The organism is Sanguibacter sp. Z1732, from assembly GCF_051020515.1.
In the GTDB taxonomy this organism is placed as follows: Bacteria; Actinomycetota; Actinomycetes; order Actinomycetales; family Beutenbergiaceae; genus CALKWS01.
Window position 1 is genome coordinate 1,824,297 of record NZ_CP194857.1, and the last position, 21,975, is coordinate 1,846,271.

Sequence of the window (21,975 nt, forward strand, 5' to 3'; positions counted from 1 at the left end):
CACCATCATGTCCCGTCGACCCATCGCCGCCGTCGTGGCCCTCGTGCTCGCCGCCGGCGCCGCCGCCGTCGTGATCAACTACGTCTCCGGTGCCGATGAACGGGCCATGGCCGGTATGTCACCGACGTCAGTGTTCGTCGTGAGTGAGCCGGTGCCGGAAGGCACCCCGTCGGAGGACCTGGCCGAGTACCTGACCGTGGCCGAGGTGCCCACCGCCGCCGTCGTTCCCGGCGGGGTGCAGGACCTGGATGAGGTCGCCGGGCAGGTCACCACCGCGGCACTGCAAGCCGGGGAACAACTCCTGGCCGCCCGGTTCGCCCCGCCGGAGGAGGAGCCGGAGGCGTTCCAGGTTCCCGAGGGGTTCCACCAGGTCAGCGTGCAACTGCCCGCCAACCGGGTCATCGGCGGGCACCTGGTGGCCGGCGACACCGTGGGCATCTTCATCAGCGACGAGGACGAGACGCACCTCAGGTTGCACAAGGTGCTCGTCACCCGCGTCCACGGCGGGGCCACGATCAACGAGAGCGACGACGGCGAGGAGCAGACCCAGGAAGCGTCCAGTTCGCTCATGGTCACCTTCGCGGTCTCCGCACCGGATGCCGAGATCCTGGTCAACGCCGCCGAGTTCCGAGGCATCTGGCTCTCCCTGGAGCCGGGGGATGCACCCGAGAGCGACACCCGAGTGGTGGACAGAGAGGACCTGCTGCCATGACCTACGTCGCACTCGCAGGTGCCGGCCCCGACTTCGAGCACACCTTCGCCGAGGCCACCGGCGGCGCCTACCTGTCCATGCCCGGACCATTCACCACCGATCCCGCTTCGTTACTCACCCACGTCAATGGCGCCGGGTACCCGGAGGTGCTCGTGCTGGACTCCACGGCCGATCCGGACGCCGCGCTCACCCTCGCGGACCGGTTCACCGTGCAGCGCCCAGGGACCGTGGTACTGCTGGCCAGTGACCGGTCAGACGAGGTCGGGCTGCGCGCGATGCGTGCCGGGGTGCGCGACATCATCCCGACCACGGCCGACGCCACCGAGATCCGGCACGCCCTGGACGCCGCGGTGACCACCGCGAACCGGCTCTCGACCAGCGCGGTGAGCGCCCAGCCGGGGGAGGGCGCGGCCGGCCGCAAGGCCCGCCTCGTCACAGTCGTCTCCTCCAAGGGCGGGGTGGGCAAGACCACGGTCGCGACCAACCTCGCTGTCGCGCTGGCGCGCACGATGCCGCACTCGACGGTGCTGGTGGACCTGGACCTGCAGTTCGGGGACGTGGCCACCGCGTTGAGCCTGACCCCGGACTACGCCCTTCCCGATGCGCTGCCCAGCGTCGCCAACGGCGACACCATCGCACTGAAGACGTACCTGACCCTGCACGCCGACACCGGACTGTACGTGCTCCCGGCACCGGAACACCCGGCCGCCGCCGACGCCGTCACCAGCGCCCAGATCAGCCAGTTGCTGCAGATGCTGGCCACCGAGTTCGCCCACGTGGTGGTGGACACCTCCCCGGGCCTGTCCGACTACACCCTCGCAGCGCTGGAGCAGACCACCGACCCGCTGTTGCTCACCGCCCTGAGCGTGCCCTCGGCCCGCGGGATGCGGAAGGTGATCGACACGCTGTTCCAGTTGCGGATGCTCTCCCAGGGCCATCGCGTCCTGGTCAATTTCGCCGACGCCGGGCACGGGATGTCCGCCGCTGACGTCGAGGCCACCCTCGGGGTGCCGGTGGGCACGTCGTTACCCACCTCGAAGGCAGCCCCGGCCTCTCTCAACCTCGGTGTACCGCTGATGCAGTCCCGGATCCGTGACCCCCTGGTCAAGGCGCTGACGCCGGTGGTGGACAGCCTCCTGCCCGACGGCATCACGCTGGACGGGCGGGGCAAGCACCGGGGCGCACGCAGAGGTGTCCGATGAGACTGTCCGAACGACTGCGCGCCGCCCAGGGCCACCCCGCGACCGGGCCGGACGTCGCACCGGCGGAGCCGGCCACTGCCGTGAACGACACACCGGCACCGGCCGGGGAGAGCGCACCCGTATCGGCAACGGTCGCGGCTCCCCCGGCGCCGGGGGGGACCAGCGGTGCCGCCACGTCACGGTCGAACCCGAAGCGGACGGCGGCCATCGCGCCGGCCGGGACCGGACCCGCCGACGACGCGGTCCGACGCCTCAAGGACCGGGCGGCGGACACCCTGTTCAAGCGGATCGGTGCCCGGCTGAACGACCCCTCCCTCGACGAGAGCCAGCTGCACGCCCTGGTGCGCGCTGAACTGCATGAGGTCATCGAGGAATCCGCCATCCCGCTGTCCGGCACGGAACGCGCGCGGCTGACCACCGAGGTCCAGGACGACGTGCTCGGCTACGGCCCGCTGCAGCGTCTTCTCGATGATCCCGAGGTCACCGAGGTGATGGTCAACGGCCCGGACATGATCTACACCGAGAAGAGCGGGCGGCTGCAGCGAGCGAACGGTCGGTTCGCGTCCGAGCAGCACCTGCGGCGCGTGATCGAACGGATCGTCTCGAGGGTGGGACGACGGATCGACGAGTCCGCACCGATGGTCGACGCCCGCCTTCCCGACGGTTCGCGCGTCAACGCCGTCATCCCGCCGCTGGCCTTCAACGGCTCGTCGCTGACGATCCGCAAGTTCAGCAAGGATCCGTTCAAGGTCCAGGACCTGATCCGGTTCGGCACGCTCACCCCGGAGATGGCCGAACTGCTGCAAGCCTGCGTGCAGGCCCGGCTGAACGTGATCATCTCCGGGGGTACCGGCACCGGCAAGACCACCCTGCTGAACGTGCTGTCCTCCTTCATCCCCGACGGCGAACGCATCGTCACCATCGAGGACGCCGTCGAACTGCAACTGCAACAGGAGCACCTGGTCCGCCTGGAGGCCCGCCCACCCAACATCGAGGGCAAGGGCGAGGTCACGATCCGCGACCTGGTCCGCAACTCACTGCGGATGCGGCCCGACCGCATCGTGGTCGGTGAGGTCCGCGGCGGGGAGAGCCTCGACATGCTCCAGGCGATGAACACCGGGCACGACGGGTCCTTGTCCACCGTGCACGCCAACTCCCCTCGCGATGCGATCTCCCGGCTCGAGACCCTGGTGCTGATGGCCGGGATGGACCTGCCGCTGCGCGCGATCCGGGAACAGGTCTCCTCCGCGGTGGACCTGTTCATCCAGCTGACCCGCCTGCGCGATGGCACCCGGCGGATCACGGGCGTCACCGAGGTGCACGGGATGGAGGGCCAGACCGTGACGCTCCAGGACGTCTTCACGTTCGACTACTCCGCGGGGGTGGATGCCAACGGCCGCTTCCTCGGTAAACCGATCCCGACCGGGATCCGGCCGCGGTTCACCGACAAGCTCGCCGAACAGGGCATCTCGCTGTCACCGCGAGTCTTCGCCAAGCCCGAGGGTGGGTTCGCCCGATGATGGCGGTCCTCGCTGCCGACCCGGCGCTGAGCGCAGCCGTGATCGCTACCGCAGCCGCCGCCGGTATCGCCGGCTACCTGCTCCTCGGCCCCCGGCCCGTGCGCATCCCGGTGGAGCGGCGCCGACCCGACCGGGGACCCGAACCGAGCGCGTTACAGCGCGCCGCGGCGGTGGCCACGGCGACGGTGGATCGGGTGATGCGCCGCCGGGGCACCCCCGCGGGAGCCTCCCCGCTCGAACTGGCCGCGATCAAGATGCGCCCACAGGACTTCTTCTTCCTCGTCCTGGTCGGATCCTTGGTCGGCATCGCGGCAGGAGCCGTGCTGGGAGCACACCCCCTCGTCGTCGTCCTCCTCGCCGGTGCGGCGCCCATCGGCGCCAAACTCGGTGTGAGCAGGCGGATCGCCAAGCGGCAGAAGATGTTCGCCGCCCAACTCGATGACTCGCTGCAGCTGATGGCCTCGAACCTGCGGGCCGGGCACAGCCTGCCGCAGGCGCTGGCCTCGGTGGCCGGGGAGGCGGACAGCCCCACCTCGGAGGAGTTCGCCCGGGTGGTCAACGAGACCCGGGTCGGCCGGGACCTGGGCGATGCGCTGGGGTTGACCGCCGCCCGGATGGCCAGCGATGACTTCACCTGGATCACCCAGGCCATCGCCATCAACCGGGAGGTGGGAGGCAACCTTGCCGAGGTCCTCGACGGGGTGGCCGACACCATCCGCCAGCGCAATGAGATCCGTCGTCAGGTGGCCACCCTGAGCGCTGAGGGCCGGTTGTCCGCGCTGGTGCTGATGGTGCTGCCGTTCGGGGTGGGGGGCTTTCTGCTCCTGACCAACCCCGCGTATCTGGCGCCGTTCATCGAGAGCCTGCTCGGCTACGGGTTGCTGGCGGTCGGGGCGATCATGCTGACGGTCGGCGGGTTGTGGCTGAAGAAGGTCGTGGAGATCGAGTTCTGATATGGCCCCGATCATGATCGCAGCCGTCCTCGCCGCCCTTGCCGTGGCCATCGGCGCCTGGACCGCCTGGAGCGCACTGGACCCCGACCGCCGCCGGGTGCAGGCCAACCTGAACCGGCCCGGTGCCGCACTCGTGCAGCCCGCGGAGGACCCGGAGGCAGACGAGCGCAGCGACGGCGTGCTCCCTAGACTCGCGCGCCGGCTCACCCCGGGGCTGATCGCCGATGTGCTGGAGCGACAGCACGCCCTGGGTGGCCGCCCCCCGGCCTGGCCGATGGACAGGCTGCTCACGTTGAAGTTGCTCTGGGTGCCGCTGGGCACGGCACTCAGTGTCCTGATCCTCTTGGCCGATGCACCCCCGTTCTTCGGGCTGATGTGGGTGTTCGCGACCGTGGTGGTCTACTTCCTGCCCGAGTTGCTGCTGAACAGCCAGGGCCAGAAACGCAACGAGAAGATCCAACTGGAACTGGCCGATACCCTCGACCAGATGACGATCGCGGTGGAAGCCGGTCTCGGGTTCGACTCGGCGATGGCCCGTGCCGCCCAGAACGGTAACGGACCACTTGCCGCCGAACTCGCCCGGACGCTGCAGGACATCCAGGTGGGCCGTTCGCGGCGGCAGGCCTTCGAGGCGCTGACCACCCGCACCACCGTGGTGGACCTGCGCCGGTTCGTCCGTGCCGTCGTCCAGGCCGACGCCTATGGAATCTCGATCGCCGACGTGTTGCGCACCCAAGCCGACGAGATGCGGCTGAAGCGACGCCAGCGGGCCGAGGAGAAGGCCCAGAAGCTCCCGGTGAAGGTGCTCGCTCCGCTGATGCTGTGCATCCTGCCGGTGCTGTTCATCGTGGTGATGGGGCCGGCGGTGATGAGCATGGTCGCGGCTTTCAGCGGTATGTGAGGCATGACAGGACCGATGCTGGCGGGCCTGACCGCCGTCGTGGCTGCAGCGGTGGCGTGGCTGCTCACCAGCCAGGTCGCGGCGGTGACACCCAGGGAGTCCGGGTGGTTGCGCTCCCGGGCACACGTCCCGTTGGCCGCCGCCGGGGGAGCGGGGGCCGCACTGCTTGCCGATGGGTGGGCCGAACTGGTGGGGTTCGCAGCGGCGGCGGTGGGCTGTGCGCTGCTGTCCGTCATCGACCTGGCGGTGCGCCGGCTGCCGGACCGGGTTGTGGGGGCGACCCTGCTCGGCCTGGTGCTGCCCCTGGTCCTGGAAGCGGGGATCAGCGGTGCGTGGGCCGATCTGGGGCGAGCCGGCCTGGGCGCCCTGGCCCTGGTGGCCGGGTACTTCGTGCTGGCCTTCATCGCGCCCTCGGGGCTGGGGTTGGGGGATGTGAAGTTCGCTGCGGTGATCGGTGCCTTCCTGGGCTGGTTCGGGTGGTGGCAGGTCGGCGCGGGCACGCTGCTGGCGTTCCTCATCAACGCTCTCGTGGCGACCGTGGTGCTGGTCAGCCGGCGGGGGTCGCGACGTTCGCAGATCCCGTTCGGGCCGGCCATGATGGCCGGGGCGGTCGCCGCGGTGCTCCTGGCCGGTTGAGACGGCCGACCGAACTGCGACTGGGGTCCGAGTCCTTTCCTGGTGCGACCGATCAAGGTGCGGCCGCGGTGATGACGTAGGTGATGAAGATGAGGAGGCCGGCCGACAAACCCAGGATCGCGCCGGCGATCGCCTGGATGGGGTTGGTCCCCGCCCCCTTCTCGACGCGCAGATATCCCACGGTCCCCAACACCAGCGAGGTGAGGGCGGCCGGCGCGGCGATGAAATCCCCCGCGACCGGGATCAAGGCGGTGACGACGGCAACCACACCCAGCTGCAGGGCGAACCGGCCGATGCCATTGCGTGGCCCGGGAGCTACCGCCGAATCGTTCGGCATGGTCCAGACCTCCACCACCTTCACGCAGGGTGACCGTCATTCGACCAACGTGCCACCGCTCCCGCTGCTCCACACGAAACCTATACCGATCGGGTCAACTCCGCGCCGTAGGTCGCGACGGGGTCCTGGATCCGTCGCGACCTACGGCGCGCCTGGAAACGACTTCGGGCCCCCGATCAGCATGATTGCTTGACCAGGGGCCCGAGGCGTTGTGCGGGGCGCTGTCCCGTCCGGGGTCGTCCCTCAGAGCCGCAGCCACGCGAAGGAATTCACGTTCAGGGCCCGCTGCTGCTCCAGTTCGACGTCGCGCCGGGCGCGGTGCCGCCGGTGCGCGGCCTCCCGCGCGATGGTCCTGGCGCGGTCGGTCTCAGCGGCCGGACCGCTCGCCCAGTGAATGAGCGAATGCCCTGCCGAGTACGCGACCCGACGGGGGATCAGGTGCAACTGGCTGATAGCCATGGGTACTCCTCATTGCTAGTGCTTGGTTCCGCTGCACACCTCACGCGGCGGAGGTGGTGCGGTGATTGGAGGTGGCGCTCGGATCGTCCTTGCGGGGTCGGCCGCGGCCACGCTTGCGGGCCACGATGGCCCCGTCCACGAGGACCTCACCGCCCCAGACGCCCCAGGGCTCCCGACGTGCCAGCGCGCCATCGAGGCACTCGGCCTTGAGGGGGCACGCCTGGCACAAAGCCTTGGCTTGCTCGATCTGCTGGGTGTGTTCGGCGAACCACAGGTCGCTGGTGGTCACGTCCTGACAGGGCAGGTCTACCTGGACCACGGCAACCAGCGGGCCCGCGTCCAGCGGCCAGGTGGTCGACGACCCCGACGGCTGGTCGAGAATCGATGTGTACTGCACGAGATGCTCCTGAGCGGTGGTGATGTCTACCGAGCCCGGAGGGTTCCTCCTGCCATCAAGCAGGAAGGCCGCGGACCCTGAAGGGAGGGCTCCGCGGCGGATGAGTGCAGTGCTGGTGGCTAGCTGCCGGCCGCGAAGCCGCTGGTGGTGACGCCGGTGCCGAATGCGCCATAGGCGGCACCCGGGGCGCGGTCGCCACGAGGACGCAGATCTGCGCCGGTACGGGCAATGCATGCGCCGGTGTCGAGACCGGTCATGATCTTCATGATGTTCATCAGGGTGCTCACCTCCTTCAGCGTCGTGGAACCGCGTCGTGCTGGCTAGGCAACGGTCCAGGGGATCAGGAACAGATCGAGACTAGAGCGCCGGCCCAGGCGAGCCAAGTCTTTTTCGAAGAAGTTCTTCTCGTCCTTCCGTGGCCCGGTTTCGCCTGGTGTATCGCCCGGAAACCTCTTTCCTGCACCCGGGCTATGGCACGGCCACTGCGCGCCGGTCACGGCTGTCTGCGCGCACCACCCGCCGATGTGGCGTACGGTCGAATACGGGTCCTAGTTCCCTCAGGTATCGACCGGTTCGGTGCCACCGGACCGGACGCTTCTTGCAGGGGCAGGGCTCGATCCCTGAACCCGATGAGAGGAGAGATCCGTGACAGCCGTGGCCCAACGCGCCCACGACCTGTACCCAACCCGCTTGACCGAGGCCGGAGCGCCGGTCCAGCGGAATCACCCCACAGTCTGGGGGTCGGCCGAGGGCGGCCCGTTCGATGACACTGCCCTGCAAGCCCACGAGGAGCGTGGCTTCTCGATCTTGCAGGATTTCATCACCGCCGAGGAGGTCAAGGGCTACCGCGCCGAGCTGGACCGCCTGGTGAGCGATCAGTCGATCACCGGCGATGAGCGCGTGGTGACCGAGAAGGCCTCCGGTGAGGTGCGTTCGATCTTCGAGGTGACCAGCCTCAGCCCGATGATCGACGCGTTGTCCCGCGACCCGCGGCTACTTGACCGCGCCCGGCAACTCCTGGGATCGGAGGTCTACCTGCACCAGAGCCGGGTCAACTACATGCCCGGATTCAAGGGCGCCGGCTTCTACTGGCACTCCGACTTCGAGACGTGGCACGCCGAGGACGGGATGCCGGCACCGCGGGCGGTGAGTTGCTCGATCGCACTCACCCCCAACTTCCCCTACAACGGCGGCCTGATGGTCATGCCCGGCTCCCACAGGGAGTTCGTCCCCAGCGTGGGTGCCACGCCGGAGAACAACCACGCGTCCTCCCTGAAGGAGCAGAAGATCGGCGTGCCCAGCACCGGGGCCATCACCGACATGGCCCACCGCTACGGCATCGAGCAGTTCACCGGACCGGCCGGTTCGGCCCTGTGGTTCGATTCGAACATCATGCACGGATCGGGCAACAACATCACGCCCTTCCCGCGCTCGAACATCTTCCTGGTGTTCAACAGCGTGGAGAACGCGCTGGTCGAGCCATTCGGCGCGAGCCGGCCACGGCCCGAGCACATCGCCAGCCGGGACTTCACACCGTTGGCGTGAGCATCCACCCCGGCCCGGCGGGACGGTCTCGCCGCGCTGGGCCGGGGGCCCTTCAGTCGAGGCAGAACTCGTTGCCCTCGGGGTCGGCCATCACGATGAAGCCGATACTGGTCGGTTCCTCCGGCTCGTGCCGCTCCAATCGAGTGCCGCCGAGGGCCACCAGGCGCCGGCACTCTGACTCCAGTGCCTCCATGCGTGCCTCGCCCCGAAGGTCCGAGGCGGTCCGCACATCGAGATGCACACGGTTCTTGGCGACCTTGTCCTCGGGCACCCGCTGGAAGAAGATCCGCGGACCCGAGCCATCGGGGTCCTCCAGGGCCGAGGCACTGTTGTGCAGTTCCTTCGGTAATCCCGAATCCTCCAGGAACTGATCCCAGGCCGCCAGTGGATCGCCTCCCGGCGGCAGGTCCACCCCCGGTGGCGCGGGGTGGGTGTACCCCAGGACGTCGCGCCAGAAGATCGAGAGGGCTCGTGGATCACGGGCATCGAAGGTGACCTGAATCGTGGCGCTCATCGCTGTGCTCCATCCTCGTCGTCGTGACTGGGGGCGCCCACGCTACCGGGCACGTCCCACACGAGGCCATCCTCCCCCGCACGTGCACCCTCGGAAGGCGGGTGCGCTCGCACGGCCCCGTCGTGCATCAGGTGGAGGACCGGGACGCCCGTCGTCATCGCCGTCACGTCCGCGATGATCCGGCGGTGGCAGCGCCACCACACCGACTCCGAGCACATCACCGCCACCCGTGCGGCGCGTGCCTCCTGAACGACCCGCGTCAGCGCGGCACGGAACTCTTCGGTGCGGGTGTAACCGGCATAGGCGCGGAAGGCCGCCACCTGCCACCACGTGTCGGGTGAGCGTGCCTGCGCGGCCCTGGTCAGGTGCCGGCGGCCGCCCAGATGCTCCTCCCACCGGTAGCCGATGCCGGCCTCGGGCAACCAGGACGCCAACGCGTCCCGGCCCACATCGGGGTTACGCCGACTACCGGGAAAGCGCCGCACATCCACCACGGATTCCACCTCCGCGCCGATCAGCAGGTCCCGAAGTTCCGCGCGAGACAGCGCGCCGTGACCAACGGTGAGCAGGGGCATCGCACCATTGTGTGCCGCTCCTCGCCGGCGTGCAGCGTGGACGTGGCCCACGAGGCTCCTGCGCCGGACTGCCGTGCGCCGAGTTGCCCATCGCCGACAGCATCCGATGATGGAAGTGCTGCCGGGACATACCATCGGCACCGCCGAGAGGAACGAGGAGCAGATGTCAGCGATCGTTGCCGCCCACGGGCCCTTCGAGGACGACCTGGGCAGGCGCATGCTGGAACGAATGGCACACCGCGGGCCCGACGGCGTGGGCTTCCGCCGGGCGGGCGAGGGATGGGTGGGCTCGCGCTACTTGTCGATCACCGACCCCGACACCGGCGCGCAGCCGCTGGCCGGAACCCGGCAGGCGATCTGGCTGGTGGGGGACGGGAAGATCTACAACGACCGGCGCCTGCGTGACCAGCTGGGCAGCGACCGGTTCCGCACCCAGTCCGATCTGGAGGTGGCACTGCACCTGTACGAGGACCAGGGCCGGCGCGCCTTCGAGCAGTTGTGGGGCACGTTCGCCCTGGTCATCACGGCAGCGGACGGCCGCTTCACGGTGGCCCGGGACGTGCTCGGTATCGCACCGTTGTACTGGGCACGTCGCGGGGACACGGTGCTGTTCGCCTCCGAACTGACCGCGTTCGATCCCGACTGGCGAGCCGACGTCGAACCATTTCCGCCCGGGCACTCCTGGACCCCGGAGGAGGGGCTGATCGCCGGGCCGACCTTCCCCGGTGCCTCCCCGGTGCTGCTGAACAGCAGGGCGCCGCACGAGGAGCCCCCGCCCTGGGTGTTCGACGCGCTCCGAGACACGATCGTCCGGTCGGTGCAGCAGGGCCTGGACGCGCACGTGCCGGTGGGGGTGCTGCTCTCCGGCGGCGTCGACTCCTCCATCGTGGTGGCTGTGGCCGCCCACCTAGCCGGCCGGCAGGGGCGGACCCTGCCGACGTTCGCCGTCGGACTCGAGGGCAGTCCCGACCTGCTCGCCGCGCGACTGGTGGCGCAACACTGCGGAACCGAGCACCACGAACTCACCTACACCGCGGTGGACGCCATCGAACTGGTGCCGCGGATCATCGCCGAACTGGAGTCCTTCGACCCCACCCTGGTGCACTCCGCGGTGCCCCACTTCCTGGTCTGTGGTCTGGCCGGGCAGCATGTGAAGGTGGTGCTGGCCGGCGAGGGTGCCGATGAGTTGTTCGCCGGGTATGCCCACTACGGGCGGCACACCTCCGGTGCGGAACTGCACGAGGAGTTGATAGAGACCCTCGAGGGGATGCACATCGGGGGGCTGCAGCGGGTGGACCGGATGGCCGGCGCCCATGGGATCGAGCCGAGGCTGCCCTTCCTGGACCTGGATGTGGTCGAGCTGGCTCTCGCGCTGCCCCCGGAGTGGAAGCTGATCGGGCCGGACCGGCCGGCCAAGTGGATGCTGCGGCGGGCGTTCGACGGGTGGCTGCCCGATGAGGTGCTGTGGCGCCGCAAGGAGCAGTTCGGTGAGGGCACCGGGATGAACGACGTGCTGCGCGAGCACTATGAGGCCACCGTCACCGAGGAGGATCTGCGCGCGAACGCCGGCGTGCTCACCCCCCCGTTGCGCACCCGGGAGGAACTGGCCTACTACCGGATGTTCACCGAGGCACTGCCCGGATTCGACGTGGGCCGCACGATCGGACGGTTCGTCGAGGCGTAGCATCGCCGGGCCGGCCACACGAGAACGGGGCGCCCGTTGCCCCGGACGCCCCGTCGTCGTCGTGCTTGGGCGGTGGCCTGAGTCGGCCGGTGTCAGTCGAGGAAGCCGTTCTCCGTCAGCCAGTCCTCGGCGACGTTCCGCTCGCCCTCTCCGTCGACGTCGATGCGTGCGTTGAGTTCGAGCATGGTCTCGTTGGTCAGTTCGGCGCTGACCGCTTCCATGACCTCGCCGATGTAGGGGTACTCATCCAGGGTCTCCTGGCGCAGGGTCACGGCCCCGGCGTACTCGACGAAGAAGCTCTGGTCATCCTCCAGCACCATCAGATCGTTGGCGACGATGCGCCCGTCGGTGGAGAACACCTCACCGAACTCACAACCCTCGCCCACCTGGGTGTAGATGAGGTCCAGGGCCATCTCGACCACCTCGGAGTACTCGAACCCGTAGGTCTCCTCCAGACCGGGGAGCCCGTCGTCACGGGCGATGAACTCCGCGGCGGCGCAGATCCGGCCCTGGTCGGGGTTGGCCTGGACGAACTCGGCCATGTCGGTGCTGGTGGCCAGCCCGTTCTCCGCGGCGAACTCCTCCGTGGCGGCGATCCGATAGGTGTTCTCGAACGGCGCCGCCTCCAGCCACGCGATCCCGTTCTCCGTGTCGGCCTCGGACACAGCGGTCCACAGGTCCTCGGGCACGTCGTCGGGACTGTTGCCGAGGATGTTCACCCAGCCGGTTCCGGTGTACTCCCAGTAGATGTCGATCTCACCGTTCTCCAGGGCCGAGCGGACGGTGGCGGTGCCCTCCAGGCCGGTCTGGTCGGTGACCGAGGCACCGGCGTCCTCCAGCAGCGCCGCGGTCATCTGCCCGAGCAGGCGCTGCTCGGTGAACTCCTTGGAGCCGACGATGATGGTGGCCCCCTCCAACTCGCCGTCACCGGCGCCGCCGTTGCCGTCACCGTTGCATGCGGCGAGCATGAGCAGCGCGGTGGCCCCGCCCGCGATCGTTGCGGTGGTTCGCTTCCGAATCATGGTTTCGTCTCCTTGTGTGGGTGGTTCTGCCGGGCGTCACCGCCGCGGTCCGGGGCGGGCTTACAGCCCTCGTGGCCGGAGCACCTCCTCGACGACCCCGGCCAGGTAGTCGATCAACAGGGCCAGCACCGAGGTCAGGACCGCACCGACCAGTTGGATGGTGAACCGGTTCGTGGCCAGGCCCGCGGAGATGATGTCGCCGAGACCGCCGGCATTGATGTAGGTGGCCAGCGTGGCGGTGCCGACGTTGATCACCAGTGCGGTGCGGATCCCGGCCAGCATCACCGGGATGGACAGGGGGAGTTCGATCTTGCGCAGCACGGTGGCTTTGGACATCCCCATGCCGCGGCCGGCTTCCAGGACGTTGTCGTCGACCTGTTCGATCCCGACCATGGTGTTCAGCAGCACCGGGACGATGGCGTACAGCACCAGCCCGATGATCGCTATCCAGAACCCCAGGATCAGGAACACCACGGCCAGCAGCACCAGGACCGCGATCGTGGGAACCGCCTGCAGCACAGTGAGTACGCCGATCACGTACGCCCTGATCCGGCGGGCGAAGGGGCGGGTGAGCATGATCCCCAGCGGGATGGCGATCAGCAACGTGATCACGGTGGAGGCCGCGGTGAGCAGGACGTGGTCGCGGGCGGCATCGAGGATTCTCGGGAAGGTCAGGGTGCGGCCTCGATCGAATCCAGTTCCTGGTTCGACACGTACAGGTACAGCGCCAGGAGCACCCCCGCCAGCAGCAGCGGCATGAGCAGGTAGCTGCCGAGGCTGCGCCCACCCGCCGCCGTCCCGGTGCTGGATCTGGCCTGTGCCGCAGGTGCCACGCTCATGTCTGCTCCTGCAGCCCGGCCCGTGATTGGTCGACCGCCGAGGCACGCATCGTGCGGATCGCCTCGTTGATCTGATCGATGTCCACCACGCCCTGGTAGGCGCCGGTGTCGTCGACGACCAGCGTGATGGCGTAACGAGCGGTGATGAGTTCGTTGAGGGCGTCGCTGAGGGTGGCGCGGGGCTCCACGACCGCCCGCGGAGCCAGCCCGACCTGGTCCAGCCGGCGCCCGTCGGCGCGACTGAGGTCCTCGGCATTGACCCAGCGCCGGGGCCGGCCGGCCTCGTCCAGCACGAGCAGTGAGGCTTCCGCTACGCCTCGCAGGGTCTGCAACGCCTCGGCCGGCGGGGTGTCGAGGCTCACCGTGGGCCATGGCCGCAACTCGATGTCGGCGACCCTGGACAGATTCAGCCGCTTCAGCGAGGCGCCGCGGCCGATGAACTCCGAGACGAAGTCGTCGGCCGGGGCGGTGAGGATCTGCTCGGGGGTGTCGTACTGGGCCACGTGCGAGCCCTCCCGCAGGATCGCGATCCGGTCGCCCATCTTGATCGCCTCGTCGATGTCGTGGGTGACGAAGACGATGGTCTTGCGCACCTCGGCCTGCAGGCGCAGGAACTCGTTCTGCAGCCGGTCCCGGGTGATCGGGTCGATCGCGCCGAACGGTTCATCCATGAGCAGCACCGCGGGGTCACCGCCGAGTGCGCGGGCCACCCCCACCCGTTGCTGCTGGCCGCCGGAGAGTTCCTTGGGGTACCGGTCGCGGTAGGTCTCGGCCGGCATGTTGACCAGGTTCAGCAGTTCGTCCACCCGCTCGGCCGTGCGGGGGTTGTCCCAGCCCAGCAGGTGCGGGACGGTGGCGATGTTCTCCCCGATGGTCATGTGCGGGAACAACCCGACCTGCTGGATCACGTAGCCGATCTTGCGCCGCAACTCATCCGGGTTGCCCTTGGTGACGTCCTCCCCGGCCATGATGATGCGCCCGTCGGTGGGCTCGATGATGCGGTTGATCATCTTCATCGTGGTGGTCTTGCCGCACCCGGACGGTCCGACCAGCACGACGATCTCACCCCGGTAGATCTCCAGGTCCAGCGCATCCACGGCGTTCTGGGACTGGCCCGGGTAGCGCTTGGTCAGACCCTCCAGGCGGATCATCACCTCGCGGTCGGCACTGGCGGTCGGTTCGGAAGTCGTCATCGGATCCCCTTGGAGGTGGTCAGGCGGCGAGCGGAGTAGAACACCAGGTCGAACAACACGGCAAGGACCATCACGCCGACGATGCCGGCCAGGACCAGGTTCACCGCCACCGGGGTCCCGACCCTGCGCAGACCCTCGAAGATGAAGTCGCCATAGCCGGGGCCGTTGACGATGGCGCCGATGGCGGCGATCCCGAGCAGCACCAGGGTGGTGACCCGGATGCCGGTGATGATGACCGGCCAGGCGAGCGGCAACTCGATCTTGAGCAACTGCTGGCGCCGGTTCATGCCCATGCCCTTGGCCGACTCGATGACGGCGGGGTCGACGCCGCGCAACCCGGTGATCGTGTTCCTCAGGATCGGCAGCAGGCCGTATCCCGTGAGCGCCACCAGCACCGGCTGCCAACCCAGCCCGAGCGGACCGAGCAACAGCACGAACAGGGCGAAGGAGGGAATGGTCAGGATGACCCCGGCGGTGGCCAGCACCAGTTCACGGGAGCGTTCGCTCTTGTAGGTGAGGATGCCGACGCTGATGCCGATGATGGTCGCCATCACGACGGACGCGCCGACGACGGCGGCGTGTTCGATCCCGAGTTCGATGAAGTCGCTGCTGCGGTTGGCGAGGAACTCGAAGAAGTTCACCGTTGTGCTCCTTCCCTCGCAGGGTCCCGGTGCGGGCTATGGCTCCTTGATGGTTTCGTGCTGACGGCGTCGTCGGTTCGTGTCATGGATCCCCGGTCCGGGCTTCCCAGTCTACTGAGGATCGCCTCAGTCGCGAACGAGGGCGGTGACCTCGCGCATGTACTGGTCCACCCGGGTGTAGGCCTCCCGGGTCAGGGACCGCCAGAGTTCGACCGCCAGTCGGGGGTCGCTGTGTTCGAGATCAGCGATCGCTTCGTCGGTGAGGACCATGACCTCCACGGGCCCGACGGCACGCTGGGTGGTCCGCTGGCGGTCCTGGCGGCCCAGGGAGAGTTCGCCGAAGGTCATGCCCGCACTGAGGGTGGTCAGGCGCACCTGGTTACCCTCCGGGTCGCGTGCGGTGGTGGTGACCGTCCCGGAGACGATGAAGTACACCCCGCCGAATCGCTGGCCGATGCGACGCAGCACCGCACCGTCGTCGTAGGTTCGCGACTCCATCCGCGTCACCAGGGCCTCAGCGTCCTGCGGGCTCATCTGGGCCATCGCCGGGGAGTCGCGCACCGGTACGCGCGCGGGCACCGCGAGGTCGGGGAAGTGGCGCCGCAGCAGTTGCTCCTCGCAGTGGGCGACGGCGGTGCTGCGGGTGCTGAAGACCGGCACCTGGCCGCCGGGTAGGTGATCAACGGGCAGTACGGAGGTGAGGTTGGCGTCGGGGTCGATCAGCACCAGTCGCCGTCCGGCCGCCTCGAAGAGGTCGATCACCTCTCCCAGCAGGTTCACGGACATGCGACTGACCTCATCGACCCGGCGCGCATCGAGCACGACGAACTCCACGTCCCCGGGCAGGTCGGCGATCTCCCGGATCATCGACTCGGTGCCGGCGAACAGCAGGTCCCCGGCCAGTTCGATGATCATCGCCCGCTCGCCCGTCTCGCGCAGCCCCACCTCGGCGTCCTCGGTGCGGCGCACGTCGGAGGGAACCTCGGTGATCGGGTAGGTCGCCCGGATCGCGGACCGGCCCGCCCGGGCGGAGCGCACGAAGTGCATGTCGGTGTCTCTGGACAGCCGCTGACAGGTGGCCACGCCGCGGATGCTGTTGCCGTGCTCGTCCAGCGGCGGGGAGAAGACCGCGAGCCCGGCCTGGCCCGGCAGGACGGCGAGCGTGCCTCCCCCCACCCCCGACTTGGCCGGCATACCGACGTTGACCACCCAGTCGCCGGCACTGTCATACATCCCGGAGGTCATCATCACCGACAGCACCCGCTCCACGGCGCCGATGTCCAGCACCTCCTCCTCGGTGCGGGGGTTGGTACCGCCGTTGGCGAGGGTGGCCGCCATCATGGCCAGGTCGCGGCAGGTGATCTGGACCGCGCACTGGCGCAGATAGGTCTCCAGCGCGGCGGTCGGGGAGCCCTCGATGATGTCGACGGAACTGAGCAGGTAGGCCAGGGCGTGGTTGCGGTCGCTGTTGCGACGCTCGGCGCCGTAGATCCGGGCGTTGCTGCGCAGTTCACGGCCGGCGAAGGCGGAGTAGTGCTCCTCGATCCGGGTGATCGCCGACTTGCCGCCGGCCCCCTTGAGCAACGAACTCACCGCGAGGGCGCCGGCGTTGATCATGGCGTTGGCGGGACGCCCGGACCCCGGGGCGAGGGAGATCTCGGTGAAGGATTCCCCGGAGGGTTCCACATCCACCTTCTCGTCCACGACCTCCGGGCCCAGGTCGCTCAGCGCCAGCCCGTAACTGAACGGTTTGGACAGCGACTGCATCGAGAACGCCTTGGATGTCACCCCCACCTCGTAGATGTACCCGTCCACCGTCGCCAGGCAGATGCCGAAGTCGTCGGGGTTGATCGTGGTGCCCCGTGGGCCCACCGTGTAGGGCGTGCCCTCGCGCACCTCGGAGATCTCCGCGTGCACCCTGCGCAGGTAGACATCGATCGGGGACTCCATGGGAACGGAGCCTAACGGCGATCACCAGCCCCCCGCCCTGGGGCACGGCGCCGAAAGCGACGCATGTGGTCGACCACGACGGGCGGGACACTCGACTACGGCCCTAGCGTCGTCCTCGAGGGCGTGCCCGGAACCACTCAGGCGGCCGCGATCTCCCCGGAGACCACGCGTCCCTCGCGTAGCACCACCATCACGTGCTGCAAGGCCCCGAGGTCAGCGAGCGGATCGCCGTCGAGGACCACCAGGTCCGCGACCCGACCGGGTTCCAGGACCCCGATCTGATCAGAGCGCAGCGCGGCGGCGGCCCGGGACGTGGCCGCGCGCAGCGCCGCACGGTTGTCCAGCCCGGCTGCACCGAGGGCCCGCACCTCCCGGACCAGGCCGCTGCCGAAACCGATCCCATTCACGGCTGCGTCGCTGCCGGCGATGATGGCGACGCCGGCACGATGGGCTTCGAGGAGCCGGGAGTACACCCGCTCTGCCAGGTGGGCGCGCTCCGGGGGCTGGTCGGCCGGGTCGCCGAGTTCGACCAGCAACGTCGGGTCCAATGCCACGCCGCCGGCGGCCATCTGGTCCAACAAGCCCTCCGGCCAGCCCATCGCTGCGGTCCGGAGGACCTCATCCCAGGGGGCCGTGGGGTCGCGCAGGGACAGGTGCTCGATGCCGTCGAAGCCGGCCCCAACCGCCTGGGCCAGGTCCGTGACGGTGCCGCAGTGGGCTGTGACCGGCACGCCCAGGTCATGGGCGGCGGCGGCGATCGCGGCCAGCACCTCGGGTTCGTGCGGGGTGAGCGGGCGGTCGGCGGTTCTGCTCTCCTGGATGACCTTGATCACATCGACCCGGTCATCGCCCTCGCACAACTCCGCCACGATCGCCTGAGCCTGCGCCGGGTTGCCCGGAAGCCGGATCCCTTCGGAATCGGCAGGAACGTCGAACGTGCTGATCGGGTGGCCACCGGGGGTGGTCAGCGTCGGGCCGGCGAAGAACACCCTTGGACCCTCCAGGGTGCCGTTCTCGACCTGCTGACGCAGTTCATGGACCCACGTGAGTTCGTCGCCGAGGCTGCGCACCGCGGTCACCCCGTGGGCGAGGAGGTCGCGCCGACCCCCGGGCAGATAGCGAGCCATGTCCCAGTAGTAACCGGGCAGGTCGGACAGCCCGAGTCCGCCGTCGGGGTCGATCGGGGGGAAGCCCAGGTGGGTGTGCATGTCGATCAGGCCGGGCAGCACCGTGGCGCCGGGGGCGTCGAGGATCGCGGCGCCGTCGGGGATCTCCAGCCGGGATCCGGCGTCGACGATCCGGCCGTCCCGGACCAGCACGATCGCATCCGCCACCGGCTCCAGGTCCGGTCCGGTCAACGCTGTGAGCCCGCGAAGGGCGAGCCAACCCGAGTGCGCCTCCCCGCCCGGGAAGCGGGTGAGGTTGTACGCCGTCGCACCACCAGCGGCCACTGCCACCGCGCCACCGGCAAGGATCCCCCCGGCCCACAGGAGCCGGCGGCGGGTCACTCCGCGCGACGTCCGAGGCTTTTCAGGGTTCGCCGGCTGACCGGGACCGTCGGCCTCGGTGTTGCTGCTCGCTCGGGCTGGGTGGGTGCTGCACACGGATGCTCTTCCTCTGTCTCGCCGCTCGTCGTCCCGCGGTCCGGGGACTCTCAGACCCTGGCAAGGCAGGTGCCGGCCAAGAAGTGCCAGATGTCACCGGTGGGGCACCGGATCGTGCGGGGGTGCGGCGGGCTCAGGAGGCGGCGGCGATGAGATCGGCGAAGCGTCGCACCGCTGCCTCACCGACGATGTCACCTGCCAGCAGTGGCAGTTCGATCATCGGCACGTGCCCCAGCGCCTCGCGCACGGTGTCCAGATGGACCTCCTCCTGGGCGCGGCGGTCGGCGAGCAGGCCTCCGGTGTCGGCGGGGGAGCGCTTGTTCACCACCAGGGCGCCCACGTGCACCCCCGAGCGCAGCAGCTGGCCGTAGAGTTCGATCGTCTCCAGGACGGGGAGCCGTTCGGCGGCGAGCACGATCACGAACGCGGTGCGCTCGGCGTCGGTGATCAGATCAGGTCCCGCATCCGTTCGAACCGGGTGCGCCGGCGCAGCAGGATCCGCCGGATCTCGTGATCACGCTGGGCCCGTTGGTCCACTCGCCGCCCAGTCCCCACGATCCCGGCGGCTCCTGCGTCCGGATCGAGCCCGCGCAGCGCGGCCCCGAACCTGGCCGAGCGGTCCTGCCGACGCAGCAGACCCTCGGTCCAGGCGAACATCGTCTCGGGCAGGCTCATCAGTCGCGAGGTGTGCCCCGAGGGCGCGGTATCGAAGATCACCAGATCGTGCGAGGCGTCCTCCAGCACCTGCGCCACCCGCTCCAGCACGGCCGCCTCATGGGTGCCGGGGGCGTCGCGAGCCAGTGCCAGGTGCTTGTCCACCTCACCGGAGAGGTGCTCGGGCATCAGCCGCCGCACCTGGTGGCCCACCGCGGCCAGGTGCTCGTCGGTGGTGCGGGCCGGATCGATCTCCAGACCCTCCAGGTTCTCCACGTCCCCGGCCAGGGGCACGACCTCATCACCCACCTCCCGGCGCCACAGGTGACCCAGGTTGTGGGCGGGGTCGGTGGAGACCACCAGCACCCGTCGTCCGGCCCTGGCCTGGTGGTATCCGACCGCGGAGGCGACCACGGTCTTGCCCACTCCGCCCTTGCCGCCGACGAACAACACTCGGCGGGACCCGGCGAGTCCTAGCAGCACGAGAAGTGATCCAGGGGCGAGTGGTCCATCCCCATCCGGCGGTGCCAGTCGTGGAAGCGGTCGTACATCACCGGCAGCAGTTCCACCGTGTAGTAGTTGGCCGGGTTGGGCACGCCCAGCATCTCGGCGAGCACGATCATCATGAACAGGTCGTCCTCGTCACGCTGGGCGCGGGCGAAGGTGCGCCGGTAGGGGGCGACGTAGAACTCCCGCAGCCCGGCCGCGAAGCGGCGTGGGGCCGAGAGGTTCTCGCCCCCGTTCGTCAACGCTCCCGCCCCTCCTCAACCGTCCTACCCTCGGCGACCACCGGCTCGTCGTCGACCTCGAGTGGTTCCTTGCGGGCCTTGAGCATGGCGTTCACCGCCTCCACGATCACCCACAGGGCGGCGACGATGATGATGACATCGAGGATGAAGAGCAACCAGTTGGCATCGGAGAAGAACTGGCCCACCTGCACCAGCGCCGCATACAGCGACATCACGAACACGAACACCAGCGGGATCAGCGCCGGGAGGGGGTTGCGGCCCTTGCGCAGCAGCATCACCGTGATGATCGACAGGGTCAGCCCGGCCAGCAGCTGGTTCGTGGTCCCGAACAGGGGCCAGATGATCATGCCCCCGGCGCCCTCGGCGCTGATGGAGAACGCCAGACCCATGCCGAAGATCAGCACGATGACGGTCGCCAGGATCGTGCCGATCTTCTTGTTGACGATGCTGAATGCCTCCTGGACCACGTAGCGTTGCAGACGCACACCGGTGTCCATGGTGGTGGCCGCGAACAGCACCGCCGTCGTCGCCAGGATGGTGGTGCTGAGCGAGACGGGCAGGCCCAGCCCGGAGTTGACGATGTTGGCGCCGCCCTGGACGAAAGCGGGGGCCCCGCCTTCGCTGAAGGCCGTGTACACGCTCTCCCAGTCGGCCAGGGTGGCAAAGCCCGCGGTGACCGCGATGATCGACCCCAGCGCCAGCAGACCTTCCCCCACGGCACCGAAATACCCGACGAACCGGGCATCGGACTCCTTGTCGAGCTGTTTGGAACTGGTGCCCGAGGACACGATTCCGTGGAAGCCCGATATCGCCCCGCAGGCGATGGTGACGAACAGCAGTGGCACCAGGCTCGGGGTGCCCGCCGGTACGGCGTCGTTGAACGCCGGGGCCACGATCGTCGGTGAGGCGATGGCCACCGACACGTACAGGATGCCCAGGGCGAGGAACAGTTGCAGCCCGTTGATGTAGTCGCGTGGCTGCAGCAGCACCCACACCGGCAACATCGAGGCCAGGCCGGCATAGAGGAACAGCACCAGCACCCAGAACGCTTCGGCGGACAAGCCCAGGACGGTCTCGGGCAGCACTATCGGGAAGTTGTCGCCCAGGATGATCAGGGCGTACAGCGCAACCAGCCCGATGATGGAGACCCAGATCAGGTTGAGATTCCACCGGTAGATCGCCTGCCCGATGAGCACGGCCACGACCAGCGCTCCCCAGGCGGGGATCACCGCGCTGGGGTTGGCGACCAGTAGCCCACCGATGACCACGGCGAAGGCGGTGTTGACCATCAGCAGTAACAGGAAGATGACGACGAGGAACAGGTTCCGCCCCCGGGGGCCGATGTACCGGCCGGACAGGGTGCCGATCGACTGACCCTTGTTGCGAACCGAGGCCCACAGCGCGCCCAGGTCGTGCATACCGGCGAAGAAGACGGTGCCCAGGGTGACCCACAGGAAGGCCGGCAGCCAGCCCCAGATGACGGCGACTGCGGGGCCGACGATCGGTGCGGCGCCGGCGACGGAGGTGAAGTGGTGTCCCCAGAGCACGTACTTGTTGGTCGGGACGTAGTCCACCCCGTCGCGGAGTTCATGGGAGGGGGTCCGGAACGAGGCACTGAGCCGGTAGATACGCCGGCCGAGGAACTTGGAGTAGAGCAGGTAACCCAGGATCATCATGCTGACGCCGACGAGGGCGAGGATGAGGGAGTTCACACCGTCTCCGATCTTCGTCGATGACGACCGGTCGATTCCCCGGAGGAACCACCCGGCCCGGACTGGTTCGGTGAAGTGCGCCACACTCTAGCGCTCCTACCCAGGCCACATCCAGGTTTCGGGGCAGCGTCCACATTCCGGTCCGGAACGGGGCGGGGCGGAGTTCGGTGCGGTGG

25 protein-coding genes are annotated in these 21,975 nt (G+C 69.0%); 8 read left to right on the plus strand and 17 right to left on the minus strand.

The window, feature by feature from the left end; translation table 11 throughout:
* The first annotated feature begins 7 nt into the window (after positions 1–7).
* From cpaB to ACRRRO_RS09765, 6 genes are read left to right on the plus strand one after another with little or no spacing between them, the layout of a single operon-like run.
* On the plus strand, positions 8–712 hold the full coding sequence (cpaB, locus tag ACRRRO_RS09740) for a Flp pilus assembly protein CpaB (RefSeq protein WP_424795273.1): 705 nt from the start codon (positions 8–10) through the stop codon (positions 710–712).
* Positions 709–1,914 (plus strand): AAA family ATPase, encoded by a 1,206-nt coding sequence (locus ACRRRO_RS09745; protein ID WP_424795272.1) that lies wholly within the window; start codon positions 709–711, stop codon positions 1,912–1,914. Before cpaB ends, ACRRRO_RS09745 begins: the two co-directional genes overlap by 4 nt.
* Positions 1,911–3,434, plus strand: coding sequence for an ATPase, T2SS/T4P/T4SS family (locus ACRRRO_RS09750; protein WP_424795271.1), 1,524 nt, complete (start codon positions 1,911–1,913; stop codon positions 3,432–3,434). The genes ACRRRO_RS09745 and ACRRRO_RS09750 overlap by 4 nt, the downstream gene beginning before the upstream one ends.
* Complete coding sequence (locus ACRRRO_RS09755; protein WP_424795270.1) at positions 3,431–4,387, plus strand: type II secretion system F family protein; 957 nt, start codon at positions 3,431–3,433, stop codon at positions 4,385–4,387. Before ACRRRO_RS09750 ends, ACRRRO_RS09755 begins: the two co-directional genes overlap by 4 nt.
* Positions 4,388–4,400: 13 nt before the next feature.
* Positions 4,401–5,288 carry a type II secretion system F family protein gene (locus tag ACRRRO_RS09760; protein ID WP_434081455.1) on the plus strand — a complete coding sequence of 296 codons (888 nt, stop codon included), beginning with the start codon at positions 4,401–4,403 and terminating at the stop codon, positions 5,286–5,288.
* Positions 5,289–5,291: 3 nt separating this feature from the next.
* Positions 5,292–5,924, plus strand: coding sequence for a prepilin peptidase (locus tag ACRRRO_RS09765; protein ID WP_424795268.1), 633 nt, complete (start codon positions 5,292–5,294; stop codon positions 5,922–5,924).
* A 52-nt stretch (positions 5,925–5,976) separates the two neighbouring features.
* Here the strand turns inward: ACRRRO_RS09765 and ACRRRO_RS09770 are convergent, their stop codons facing one another.
* The 4 genes from ACRRRO_RS09770 to ACRRRO_RS09785 form a co-directional block, all read right to left on the minus strand.
* On the minus strand, positions 5,977–6,285 hold the full coding sequence (locus tag ACRRRO_RS09770; RefSeq protein ID WP_424795267.1) for a hypothetical protein: 309 nt from the start codon (positions 6,283–6,285) through the stop codon (positions 5,977–5,979).
* Positions 6,286–6,504: 219 nt separating this feature from the next.
* Entirely contained in the window at positions 6,505–6,720 is a 216-nt protein-coding gene (locus ACRRRO_RS09775) for a hypothetical protein (protein ID WP_424795266.1), read from the minus strand.
* Between the two features lie 40 nt (positions 6,721–6,760).
* Positions 6,761–7,117, minus strand: coding sequence for a WhiB family transcriptional regulator (locus ACRRRO_RS09780; protein WP_424795265.1), 357 nt, complete (start codon positions 7,115–7,117; stop codon positions 6,761–6,763).
* Between the two features lie 119 nt (positions 7,118–7,236).
* Entirely contained in the window at positions 7,237–7,404 is a 168-nt protein-coding gene (locus ACRRRO_RS09785) for a hypothetical protein (protein ID WP_424795264.1), read from the minus strand.
* 358 nt (positions 7,405–7,762) lie between these two features.
* Between ACRRRO_RS09785 and thpD the strand changes: the two genes are divergently transcribed.
* Positions 7,763–8,662, plus strand: coding sequence for an ectoine hydroxylase (gene thpD, locus ACRRRO_RS09790; protein ID WP_424795263.1), 900 nt, complete (start codon positions 7,763–7,765; stop codon positions 8,660–8,662).
* Positions 8,663–8,714: 52 nt separating this feature from the next.
* On the opposite strand, the gene ACRRRO_RS09795 is transcribed toward thpD, so the two are convergent.
* Entirely contained in the window at positions 8,715–9,176 is a 462-nt protein-coding gene (locus ACRRRO_RS09795) for a VOC family protein (protein WP_424786807.1), read from the minus strand.
* Entirely contained in the window at positions 9,173–9,751 is a 579-nt protein-coding gene (locus tag ACRRRO_RS09800) for a DUF488 family protein (protein ID WP_424795262.1), read from the minus strand. Before ACRRRO_RS09800 ends, ACRRRO_RS09795 begins: the two co-directional genes overlap by 4 nt.
* 163 nt (positions 9,752–9,914) lie before the next feature.
* Here ACRRRO_RS09800 and ACRRRO_RS09805 point away from each other — a divergent pair, with 163 nt between their 5' ends.
* The gene (locus ACRRRO_RS09805; RefSeq protein WP_424795261.1) at positions 9,915–11,435 is read left to right on the plus strand and encodes an asparagine synthase-related protein; all 1,521 of its coding nucleotides are present in this window, start codon (positions 9,915–9,917) and stop codon (positions 11,433–11,435) included.
* Positions 11,436–11,527: 92 nt separating this feature from the next.
* Here the strand turns inward: ACRRRO_RS09805 and ACRRRO_RS09810 are convergent, their stop codons facing one another.
* The 11 genes from ACRRRO_RS09810 to ACRRRO_RS09860 all read right to left on the minus strand — a co-directional run bounded on the left by ACRRRO_RS09810 (position 11,528) and on the right by ACRRRO_RS09860 (position 21,799).
* A complete protein-coding gene (locus tag ACRRRO_RS09810; RefSeq protein ID WP_424795260.1) occupies positions 11,528–12,457 on the minus strand; it encodes a glycine betaine ABC transporter substrate-binding protein in 930 nt (309 codons plus the stop codon).
* 60 nt (positions 12,458–12,517) lie between these two features.
* Positions 12,518–13,069, minus strand: a complete 552-nt coding sequence (locus ACRRRO_RS09815) for an ABC transporter permease (protein WP_434081456.1) — start codon at positions 13,067–13,069, stop codon at positions 12,518–12,520.
* A gap of 59 nt (positions 13,070–13,128) precedes the next feature.
* Positions 13,129–13,296, minus strand: coding sequence for a hypothetical protein (locus ACRRRO_RS09820; protein ID WP_434081457.1), 168 nt, complete (start codon positions 13,294–13,296; stop codon positions 13,129–13,131).
* A complete protein-coding gene (locus ACRRRO_RS09825; protein ID WP_424795259.1) occupies positions 13,293–14,489 on the minus strand; it encodes an ABC transporter ATP-binding protein in 1,197 nt (398 codons plus the stop codon). Before ACRRRO_RS09825 ends, ACRRRO_RS09820 begins: the two co-directional genes overlap by 4 nt.
* On the minus strand, positions 14,486–15,130 hold the full coding sequence (locus ACRRRO_RS09830; protein ID WP_424795258.1) for an ABC transporter permease: 645 nt from the start codon (positions 15,128–15,130) through the stop codon (positions 14,486–14,488). Before ACRRRO_RS09830 ends, ACRRRO_RS09825 begins: the two co-directional genes overlap by 4 nt.
* Positions 15,131–15,256: 126 nt before the next feature.
* Positions 15,257–17,080: a glutaminase A gene (glsA, locus tag ACRRRO_RS09835; RefSeq protein ID WP_424795257.1), complete on the minus strand. Its 1,824-nt coding sequence runs from the start codon at positions 17,078–17,080 to the stop codon at positions 15,257–15,259.
* Positions 17,081–17,217: 137 nt separating this feature from the next.
* Positions 17,218–18,537 (minus strand): amidohydrolase family protein, encoded by a 1,320-nt coding sequence (locus tag ACRRRO_RS09840; protein WP_434081458.1) that lies wholly within the window; start codon positions 18,535–18,537, stop codon positions 17,218–17,220.
* A 280-nt stretch (positions 18,538–18,817) separates the two neighbouring features.
* Positions 18,818–19,105, minus strand: coding sequence for an ArsA-related P-loop ATPase (locus ACRRRO_RS09845; protein WP_434081459.1), 288 nt, complete (start codon positions 19,103–19,105; stop codon positions 18,818–18,820).
* A gap of 26 nt (positions 19,106–19,131) precedes the next feature.
* Complete coding sequence (locus tag ACRRRO_RS09850) at positions 19,132–19,821, minus strand: ArsA family ATPase (protein ID WP_434081460.1); 690 nt, start codon at positions 19,819–19,821, stop codon at positions 19,132–19,134.
* Positions 19,812–20,087: a cory-CC-star protein gene (locus tag ACRRRO_RS09855; RefSeq protein ID WP_424795254.1), complete on the minus strand. Its 276-nt coding sequence runs from the start codon at positions 20,085–20,087 to the stop codon at positions 19,812–19,814. Before ACRRRO_RS09855 ends, ACRRRO_RS09850 begins: the two co-directional genes overlap by 10 nt.
* Positions 20,084–21,799, minus strand: coding sequence for a carbon starvation CstA family protein (locus ACRRRO_RS09860; RefSeq protein WP_424786796.1), 1,716 nt, complete (start codon positions 21,797–21,799; stop codon positions 20,084–20,086). The genes ACRRRO_RS09855 and ACRRRO_RS09860 overlap by 4 nt, the downstream gene beginning before the upstream one ends.
* Positions 21,800–21,975: the final 176 nt, after the last annotated feature.

Excerpts from the sequence above, each read along its gene's own strand:
- ACRRRO_RS09820 (WP_434081457.1), bottom strand. The coding sequence starts at position 13,296 with ATGAGCGTGGCACCTGCGGCACAGGCCAGATCCAGCACCGGGACGGCG.
- ACRRRO_RS09750 (WP_424795271.1), top strand. The coding sequence starts at position 1,911 with ATGAGACTGTCCGAACGACTGCGCGCCGCCCAGGGCCACCCCGCGACC.
- ACRRRO_RS09800 (WP_424795262.1), bottom strand. The coding sequence starts at position 9,751 with ATGCCCCTGCTCACCGTTGGTCACGGCGCGCTGTCTCGCGCGGAACTT.
- ACRRRO_RS09795 (WP_424786807.1), bottom strand. The coding sequence starts at position 9,176 with ATGAGCGCCACGATTCAGGTCACCTTCGATGCCCGTGATCCACGAGCC.
- ACRRRO_RS09765 (WP_424795268.1), top strand. The coding sequence starts at position 5,292 with ATGACAGGACCGATGCTGGCGGGCCTGACCGCCGTCGTGGCTGCAGCG.
- ACRRRO_RS09775 (WP_424795266.1), bottom strand. The coding sequence starts at position 6,720 with ATGGCTATCAGCCAGTTGCACCTGATCCCCCGTCGGGTCGCGTACTCG.
- ACRRRO_RS09755 (WP_424795270.1), top strand. The coding sequence starts at position 3,431 with ATGATGGCGGTCCTCGCTGCCGACCCGGCGCTGAGCGCAGCCGTGATC.
- ACRRRO_RS09805 (WP_424795261.1), top strand. The coding sequence starts at position 9,915 with ATGTCAGCGATCGTTGCCGCCCACGGGCCCTTCGAGGACGACCTGGGC.
- ACRRRO_RS09745 (WP_424795272.1), top strand. The coding sequence starts at position 709 with ATGACCTACGTCGCACTCGCAGGTGCCGGCCCCGACTTCGAGCACACC.
- cpaB (WP_424795273.1), top strand. The coding sequence starts at position 8 with ATGTCCCGTCGACCCATCGCCGCCGTCGTGGCCCTCGTGCTCGCCGCC.
- ACRRRO_RS09810 (WP_424795260.1), bottom strand. The coding sequence starts at position 12,457 with ATGATTCGGAAGCGAACCACCGCAACGATCGCGGGCGGGGCCACCGCG.
- ACRRRO_RS09760 (WP_434081455.1), top strand. The coding sequence starts at position 4,401 with ATGATCGCAGCCGTCCTCGCCGCCCTTGCCGTGGCCATCGGCGCCTGG.
- ACRRRO_RS09825 (WP_424795259.1), bottom strand. The coding sequence starts at position 14,489 with ATGACGACTTCCGAACCGACCGCCAGTGCCGACCGCGAGGTGATGATC.
- glsA (WP_424795257.1), bottom strand. The coding sequence starts at position 17,080 with ATGGAGTCCCCGATCGATGTCTACCTGCGCAGGGTGCACGCGGAGATC.